Here is an 8,134-nt window from a genome sequence, read left to right as displayed (position 1 = left end):
CCAGCCGAAATCCGCGACCGCAGGGCCCGCATCGAAGGTCATGTCCTTGGTCATGCGAAGGCCCCAAGCCACGTTGGCGCTGGGAAACAGTGGCTTGGCCAGCAAGAACATTAGACGCCAGAGGGCAGGCGGCAGTGGGACGGTTCGCCGCGGCCGTCCCAAACCATCAAAAATCCGCCCGATCATCTCCCGGTAGGTGATCGTCTCGAGGCCGGCCAGCGCGTAGGTCTTGTTGATCGAAGCCGGGCTGTCGGCGGCAGCAATGGCCCCGAGCGCGAGGTCTTCAGCATGCACCGGCTGGCGCAGGCCGCCGGCACTTCCAACCAGCGGCATGAAGCCGAAGCGCCTGATCAGGCGGGACAGCGGGGTGATGTTGCTGTCGCGTCCTTCGGCATAGATCAGGGTCGGGCGCAGGATGGTCCAGCCTACGTCGTGCTGGCGGCAGGCCGCTGCGATCTGCTCTTCGGCGTCGATCAGGTCCTGCATGCGCTGCCGTTCGCGGGCGATCTGGGAATCGAACTTGGTCAGGACACTCGTCGACGAGAAGGCGACGACCCGCCGCAGCCGGGGATTGAGCAGATGCGGCAGCGCCTGCGCCAGCAGCACGGCGTCGGCGGTGCAGTAGAGGGTGGCGAATTCCGGCAGGCGCAGCGAGGCGGGATCTCGGAGGTCGCCGCGGACCCACGCGATCCCAGGCGAAGTCCGCTCAGTCCTGGACAGCACCAGCGGCCGCCCCCCGCGCCCCTGAAGGTGGGCCACGATGTAGCCGCCGACGAGGCCGGTGCCACCGATGACCAAACTCTGCTCAGAAGCCAAAGGCATTGCCGATTCCACAAGACTTAACCCGCTTATGGACCGCTGTTTGATCTATCTTGGCCTCGACTTCCAGCCCTTAGGCCGGGCTGCTCACGCAACGATCGGACACGCTATTGCGACGGGGGCGAGGAGGTCTGCGCGGCCGGGGCATTGTTGTCCCGTTCGGCGGCGGGCTGCTGACGTCGCCGTTCGCGCTCTTTCATGTATTCATCATATTTCGCGGTTCCCGGGCGCGGCGGCGCGTCCGCCGGGAGGCCGCCCGCCCACTGCGGAATATAGTCGCCCATGCCGTCCGCAAGCTTGGCGTTGATGGAGGCGCAACCCGCAAGGGTGCATGCGACAGACACAGCCGCGGACAGAAGCGCTATTCGGCGAAAGCTGAAAGTCATCTTGCGAACATGGGTCCTGCTGGGACGCGACGTAAGTCCGATAGCGTAGGCTATGCCTCAATACCTAAAATTAGCCGACATGGCGGCAAGTGGTATTTTAATACTGTGATTGTTCCTCACATTCGCGTTCGACCTGCCCGAGATGGCAAGCGGCCCTGTCGCAACCTGATATGGGGACGGGCAGGAAGATATGCCGTACCGTTATAAGACGTCATGCCGCGCGGGTACATGATGAAAAAACTGGGCTATGGTACGGCAGAGCTGAGGACTCGGTTCAAGCCGCAAAGAAACCGATCGGGAGGAGTGCTGATGTTGACGCGGAGGAGAGACGTATTGCTGGCCGCAGGTGCTGCGGTCGCCCTGAGCCTGGGCCCGGCACGGGCTGAGGATACGGTCAAGATTGGCCTGATCGTGCCGATGACCGGCGGTCAGGCGTCCACCGGCAAGCAGATCGACAATGCCGTCAAGCTCTATATGCAGCAGCACGGCGACACCGTCGCGGGCAAGAAGATCGATGTGATCCTGAAGGATGATGCCGCGATTCCGGACAATACCAAGCGGATTGCCCAGGAGCTGATCGTCAACGACAAGGTCAATTTCATCGCCGGCTTCGGCGTCACCCCGGCCGCGCTCGCCGCGGCGCCGCTCGCGACCCAGGCCAAGATTCCCGAGGTCGTCATGGCCGCGGGGACCTCGATCATCACCGAGAAGTCGCCGTACATCGCGCGCACCAGCTTCACGCTCGCGCAGTCGTCCACCATCATCGCCGACTGGGCCGTCAAGAACGGCATTAAGAAGGTCGCGACCCTGACATCGGACTATGCCCCCGGCAACGATGCGCTGAACTTCTTCAGGGAGCACTTTACCGCGGGCGGTGGCCAGATTGTCGAAGAGGTCAAGGTGCCGCTGCAAAATCCTGATTTCGCGCCATTTTTGCAGCGCATGAAGGACGCCAAGCCGGACGCGATGTTCGTGTTCGTGCCCGCGGGGCAGGGCGGCAACTTCATGAAGCAATATGCCGAGCGCGGGCTCGACAAGGCCGGTATCAAGGTGATCGGCCCTGGCGACGTCATGGACGACGACCTGCTCAACGACATGGGCGATGCTGCGCTCGGCACGGTGACGGCGCACATCTATTCTGCGGCGCATCCATCGGCGATGAACAAGGAGTTCGTCGCGGCCTACAAGAAGGCCTACAACAACCGCCCGGGCTTCATGGCCGTCGGCGGCTATGACGGCATCCACCTGATCTATGAAGCGCTGAAGAAGACCGGCGGCAAGACCGATGGCGACGCGCTGATCGAGGCGATGAAGGGCATGAAGTGGGAGAGCCCGCGTGGGCCGATCTCGATCGATCCGGAAACCCGCGACATCGTCCAGAACGTCTACATCCGCAAGGTCGAGAAGGTCGACGGTGAGCTCTACAATGTCGAGTTCCAGACTTTTGAGGCGGTCAAGGATTCCGGCAAGACCAAGAAGTGACGCGGAACGCGTCATCCCGGGGGCGATGCGACTTGTCCGCCGAAGCTCCAAGAGCGAAGGGCGGAAGCATCGAACCCGGGATCTCGAAATTGTTGAATGACATTCCGGGTTCGGCGCCATGCGCCGCCCCGGAATGACATCGTGAAGCTGGGGACGACATACTCCTTTCCATGACCTCCGTTCTCACCAACCTGTTCGACGGCGTCGCCTACGGCATGCTGCTGTTCGTGCTCGCCTGCGGGCTCGCGGTGACGCTCGGCTTGATGAATTTCGTCAATCTGGCCCACGGCGCCTTTGCCATGGCCGGTGGCTATGTCTGCGCCGTGCTGGTCAACCACACAGGCTGGCCGTTCTTCGCGGCGCTGCCGCTGGCCTTCGTGTCGAGCGCCGTGATCGGCGTGGCGCTGGAACGCACGCTCTATCGCCACCTCTACACCCGAAGCCATCTCGATCAGGTGCTGTTCTCGATCGGCCTCGTCTTCATGTCGGTGGCGGCGGTCGACTATATCATGGGGTCGTCGCGCATCTTCATCAAGTTGCCCGCCGCGCTCGAAGGCCAGTTCGACGTCTTTGGTGTCGGCATCGACCGCTACCGGCTGATGATCGTCGTGATCTGCGGCCTTCTGACCGCGGCCTTGCAGCTCGTGCTGGCGCGGACGCGCTTCGGCAGCCGGCTCCGCGCCGCCGTTGATGATCCGCGCGCGGCGAGCGGGCTCGGCATCAACGTGCCGCAGGTGTTTGCCTTTACCTTTGCGTTCGGCTGCGGGCTCGCAGGCCTCGGCGGCGCGCTGAGTGCGGAGATCCTCGGGCTCGATCCGTACTTTCCGCTGAAGTTCATGATCTATTTCCTGATCGTGGTTACGGTCGGCGGCTCCTCGTCGATCACCGGTCCGTTCCTGGCCTCGTTGCTGCTCGGCATCGGCGACGTCGCCGGTAAATATTACGTGCCGAAGATGGGGCCGTTCGTGATCTACACCATCATGATCGTGATCCTGATCTGGCGCCCCAACGGCCTGTTCGGCCGCACTGTTACGCGCTGAGTGACGCGCATGACGACACCAGCCGACGTCGGATACCACGCCAGACAGCACGCCCGCTGGCATTGGAGCGAGATCGCGTTCTGGGTGCTGGTGCTGGCCTGCGCCTTTTGCTTTCCCTCGCGCTATCTGATCATGACCGACATCGTGCGGCTCGCTTTGTTCGCGCTGTCGCTCGACCTGATCCTCGGTTATTCGGGGATCGTTTCGCTGGGACATGCGGCGTTTTTCGGTGTCGGCGCCTATTCGGCCGGACTGCTGTCCCTGCATGGGATCATCACCGAGCCTGTCATCGCGCTGGTCGTGGCCGGGCTTGCCGCCATGGTGCTCGGCTTCCTCACGAGCTTCCTCGTCATCCGCGGCGTCGACCTGACGCGGCTGATGGTCACGCTCGGCATCGCCTTGCTGTTGGAAGCGCTGGCCGAGCGCTTTTCTAACATCACTGGCGGCACCGACGGGCTGCAGGGCATCGAGATGCAGCCGATCCTCGGCATCTTTGCCTTCGACATGTTCGGCAAGGTCGGCTTCTTCTATTCCCTCGCGGTGCTGTTCCTGCTGTTCCTGCTGGCGCGGCGCATCGTGCATTCGCCGTTCGGCCTGTCGCTGCGCGCGATCAAGAACAATCCGCTCCGCGCTGCCGCGGTCGGCATTCCCGTCAACCGGCGGCTGATCGCGATCTACACCGTGGCCGCGTTCTATGCCGGCATTGCCGGCGCGCTGTTCACGCAGACGACGTCGCTCGCCTCGCTCGACGTGTTCGCGTTCGAAAAATCCGCCGACCTGATGCTGGTGCTGGTGATCGGCGGCACCGGCTATCTCTATGGCGGGCTGATCGGCGCGCTGGTGTTCCGCATGCTGCAGGAGGTGTTTCAAACCATCACCCCGCAATACTGGCTGTTCTGGATCGGGCTCGTGCTGATCGTGATGGTGCTGGTCGGCCGGACCCGCATCCATCGCTGGGCCCTGTTCCTGCCGAACCTGGTGATTCGGCAGTTCGCAGGGCGAAGGGCCGTCGTCGCTCTTTCCGACAACGAGGCGCCATGAGCATCGCGCTGGAAACGAGGGGCCTGGAAAAACAGTTCGGCGGCCTGCGGGTCACCCGCGACTTGTCGCTAAAGATCGCAACGGGCGCGCGGCATGCGCTGATTGGCCCGAACGGCGCCGGCAAGACCACAGTCATCAACCTGCTGACCGGTGTGATCGAGCCGAGCGGCGGACGTATCCTGCTCGAAGGCCATGACATTACCGACCTGCCGGTGCACCGGCGGGTGCTGCGGGGCCTGTCGCGCACTTTTCAGATCAATCAGCTCTATCCCGACCTGACACCGCTCGAGACCATCGGGCTTGCGGTCTCCGAACGGCTTGGCCGCGGCGCCGATTGGTGGCGACGCATGGGGACGCGGGACGACGTCAACGCCGAGATCGCGGAGACGCTCGGGCGGTTTCGCCTGCTCGACGTCATGAACGACCTCACCTCGACCTTGCCCTATGGCAAGCAGCGCCTGCTCGAAATTGCGGTTGCGATCGCTGCCAGGCCGCGCGTGCTGCTGCTCGATGAGCCCGCCGCCGGCGTGCCCGAAGGCGAGCGCAAGGACATTCTGGCCGCTGTCGCCGCGCTGCCGCGCGATGTCACCGTGCTGCTGATCGAGCATGACATGGACCTCGTCTTCTCCTTTGCCGACCGCATCTCCGTGCTGGTCTCCGGTGCGCTGCTGGTCGAAGGGGCGCCGGACGAGGTCGCGCGCGATCCGCAGGTCAAGGCGGTCTATCTCGGCGAGGCCGCCGATGCCTGACCTGCTCACCATCCAGGGTTTGCGCGCCGGCTATGGCGAGGCGGTGGTGCTGCCGAACATGTCGCTCAGCCTGCCCGAAGGGCAGGTGCTCGCGCTGCTCGGGCGCAACGGCACCGGCAAGACCACGCTGATCAATTCCATCGTCGGGGTCACCCGCAGATTCAGCGGCACGGTTGCGCTGTCCGGGCGCGATATCACGATGCTGCGTCCCGACCAGCGCGCGCGCGCCGGGATCGGCTGGGTGCCGCAGGAGCGTAACATTTTTCGTTCGCTCACGGTCGAGGAGAACATGACCGCCGTCGCCCAGCCGGGGCCGTGGACGGTCGACAAGATCTACGCGATGTTCCCGCGGCTCAAGGAGCGGCGCAGCAATTTCGGCAACCAGCTCTCCGGCGGCGAGCAGCAGATGCTGGCGATCGGGCGCGCCCTGACGCTCAATCCAAAAGTGCTGCTGCTGGACGAGCCGACCGAGGGGCTTGCCCCGATCATCGTCGAGGAACTGTTGCGGGCGATCGGCAGCATCACCCGCGCCGGCGGCATCTGCTCCATCATCGTCGAGCAGCACGCGCAAAAGATCCTCTCCCTTGCCGACCGCGTCGTGATATTGGAGCGTGGCGCGATCGTGCACGATGCGGAAAGCCGGGCACTAAAGGCCGATCCGGCGGCGCTGGAACGCCATCTCGGCGTCGCCGGTGCCGCGGCGCACTAGAGCATGATTCCGGAAAAGCGGGCACCGGTTTTCCGATAGGGTCACGCTCAAAAACGTCTAGATTTTTTTGGAGTTGACGACCATGCAGCGAACCAAACCGCCCTTCCGCGCCGACGAGGTCGGCAGCCTGTTGCGCCCGCCAAAGATCAAGGAGGCCCGCGCCAAGCTCGAAAAGGGTGAGATCAGCGCGGACGACCTGCGCAAGATCGAGGACATGGAGATCGAGAAGGTCGTGCACCGGCAGGCCTCGACCGGCCTCAAGCTCGCGACCGACGGCGAATTCCGCCGCTCCTGGTGGCATTTCGATTTTCTCGCAAAGCTCACCGGCTGCGAGTTGTTTCACCCCGAGGTCGGCATCCAGTTCGCCGGCGTCGAGACGCGGCATGACGCGGTGCGCGTGATCGGCAAGCTGGATTTTCCCGCCGACCACCCGATGCTCGACCATTTTCGCTTCCTGAAGAAGCACGCCGACACGGCGCATGTGACGCCGAAGATGACGATCCCGTCGCCGGCCGTGCTGCACTTCCGCGGCGGCCGTAAGGCGATCTCCAAGGACGTCTATCCGGATCTCGACGCCTTTTATGAGGACCTCGGCAAGACCTATCGCAAGGCGGTGAAGGCCTTCTACGATGCGGGCTGCCGCTATCTGCAGTTCGACGATACGGTGTGGGCCTATCTCTGCTCGCAGGAGGAACTGAAGAAGGCGCGCGAGCGCGGCGACAATCCCGATGGCCTGCAGGAGATTTATGCGCGCATCATCAATTATGCGATCGCCGAGCGGCCCACCGACATGGTGATCACGACCCATGTCTGCCGCGGCAATTTCCGCTCCACCTGGATTTCCTCCGGCGGTTACGAACCGGTCGCCGAGACCATGCTCGCCGGCACCAATTACGACGGCTATTTCCTCGAATACGATTCCGACCGCGCCGGGGGTTTTGAGCCGTTGCGATTTCTGCCCCATGGTAACAAGGTCGTGGTGGTCGGCCTCATCACCTCCAAATTTGGCGAGCTCGAGAAGAAGGACGACATCAAACGCCGCTTACAGGAAGCGGCGAAATTCGCCCCGCTCGAGCAGCTCGCGCTGTCGCCGCAATGCGGATTTGCCTCCACCGAGGAGGGCAACGTCCTCTCCGAGGAGGAGCAGTGGGCGAAGCTCCGGCTGGCCGTTGAGCTCGCCGAGGAGGTCTGGGGGAAGTAGCGCTGACCCTTCCACCCGGAAACGAGACGACCGGCGCCGCCGTTTCGGGCGCTGGTCGCTTGAGGCGCAAATGATCTAGTTCGCGCGCGTCCAGGTCGAGGATCGGCAGACCATACCGCGGAGCGCGCAGCCCTCGGTCGTCAGCGTGCCGCCGGACAGCGAGATTTTTGCAGCATAGGTCTTGCCATCGTCGGGATTGGCGTAGTTGGCGCTCCAGGTGTTGGGGCCGGTCGGCTTGATGTCGAAGAACAACCGCTGGCCGACCTTGGCCGGCGTGTCCGTGCCGGCCTTGATCCAGACGAGGTTGCCGCAGATGGCACCACCGCAAGGTGCGAACTTCACCTTGGATGCGCCGCTCTCGCGCAGCCAGGTGCCGGTGATGTCGTCGGCCAGTGCGGGGCTGGCTGCCAGGGTAGCGCCAAAGGCCAGGCCCAGGATGGTGCGACGGATCATGTCAAGGCTCCTGCAAACGGGGACGGGAGGGAAATTGCTGGCCGATTTTGTCAGCAACACGAACAGCGTCATAAGGCCTGCGCCGCTGTGACTTCATCCCATCAGAGGACAATCCGGCATTGCCTTGGTGGGCAGAAGGTGGTAGGACACGCGTGGTGGCCCATACCTGCCCACCATGACCGCCCAAATACTGCGACCATGAAGAACGACCAGCTTCTCAGCCAGATTTCGGAGTTCTGCCAGGAGAACGACAT

General features: G+C 63.6%; 8 protein-coding genes. 6 read left to right on the top strand and 2 right to left on the bottom strand.

From position 1 onward, the window contains the following. A partial coding sequence (locus tag JOZ76_RS21295; protein WP_291701538.1) for an SDR family oxidoreductase occupies positions 1 to 798 on the bottom strand: 798 nt, incomplete at its 3' end. Between the two features lie 716 nt (positions 799 to 1,514). Here JOZ76_RS21295 and JOZ76_RS21285 point away from each other — a divergent pair. From JOZ76_RS21285 to JOZ76_RS21260, 6 genes are all read left to right on the top strand, one after another. Further along, positions 1,515 to 2,687, top strand: coding sequence for an ABC transporter substrate-binding protein (locus JOZ76_RS21285; protein ID WP_291701533.1), 1,173 nt, complete (start codon positions 1,515 to 1,517; stop codon positions 2,685 to 2,687). A 170-nt stretch (positions 2,688 to 2,857) separates the two neighbouring features. Beyond that, positions 2,858 to 3,727 (top strand): branched-chain amino acid ABC transporter permease, encoded by an 870-nt coding sequence (locus JOZ76_RS21280; RefSeq protein WP_291701531.1) that lies wholly within the window; start codon positions 2,858 to 2,860, stop codon positions 3,725 to 3,727. Positions 3,728 to 3,736: 9 nt separating this feature from the next. Then, the gene (locus JOZ76_RS21275) at positions 3,737 to 4,768 is read left to right on the top strand and encodes a branched-chain amino acid ABC transporter permease (protein ID WP_291701530.1); all 1,032 of its coding nucleotides are present in this window, start codon (positions 3,737 to 3,739) and stop codon (positions 4,766 to 4,768) included. Continuing rightward, positions 4,765 to 5,517, top strand: a complete 753-nt coding sequence (locus JOZ76_RS21270; RefSeq protein WP_291701527.1) for an ABC transporter ATP-binding protein — start codon at positions 4,765 to 4,767, stop codon at positions 5,515 to 5,517. The genes JOZ76_RS21275 and JOZ76_RS21270 overlap by 4 nt, the downstream gene beginning before the upstream one ends. Next, positions 5,510 to 6,226 (top strand): ABC transporter ATP-binding protein, encoded by a 717-nt coding sequence (locus JOZ76_RS21265; protein ID WP_291701525.1) that lies wholly within the window; start codon positions 5,510 to 5,512, stop codon positions 6,224 to 6,226. The genes JOZ76_RS21270 and JOZ76_RS21265 overlap by 8 nt, the downstream gene beginning before the upstream one ends. Before the next feature lie 82 nt (positions 6,227 to 6,308). Continuing rightward, positions 6,309 to 7,427, top strand: coding sequence for a cobalamin-independent methionine synthase II family protein (locus JOZ76_RS21260; protein ID WP_291701523.1), 1,119 nt, complete (start codon positions 6,309 to 6,311; stop codon positions 7,425 to 7,427). 75 nt (positions 7,428 to 7,502) lie between these two features. Here the strand turns inward: JOZ76_RS21260 and JOZ76_RS21255 are convergent, their stop codons facing one another. Beyond that, positions 7,503 to 7,880, bottom strand: coding sequence for a DUF2147 domain-containing protein (locus JOZ76_RS21255; RefSeq protein WP_291701522.1), 378 nt, complete (start codon positions 7,878 to 7,880; stop codon positions 7,503 to 7,505). Positions 7,881 to 8,134: the final 254 nt, after the last annotated feature.

It is taken from the genome of Bradyrhizobium sp. (assembly GCF_019244115.1).
In the GTDB taxonomy this organism is placed as follows: domain Bacteria; phylum Pseudomonadota; class Alphaproteobacteria; order Rhizobiales; family Xanthobacteraceae; genus Bradyrhizobium.
This window is presented reverse-complemented; position numbering and strand designations above follow the sequence as displayed.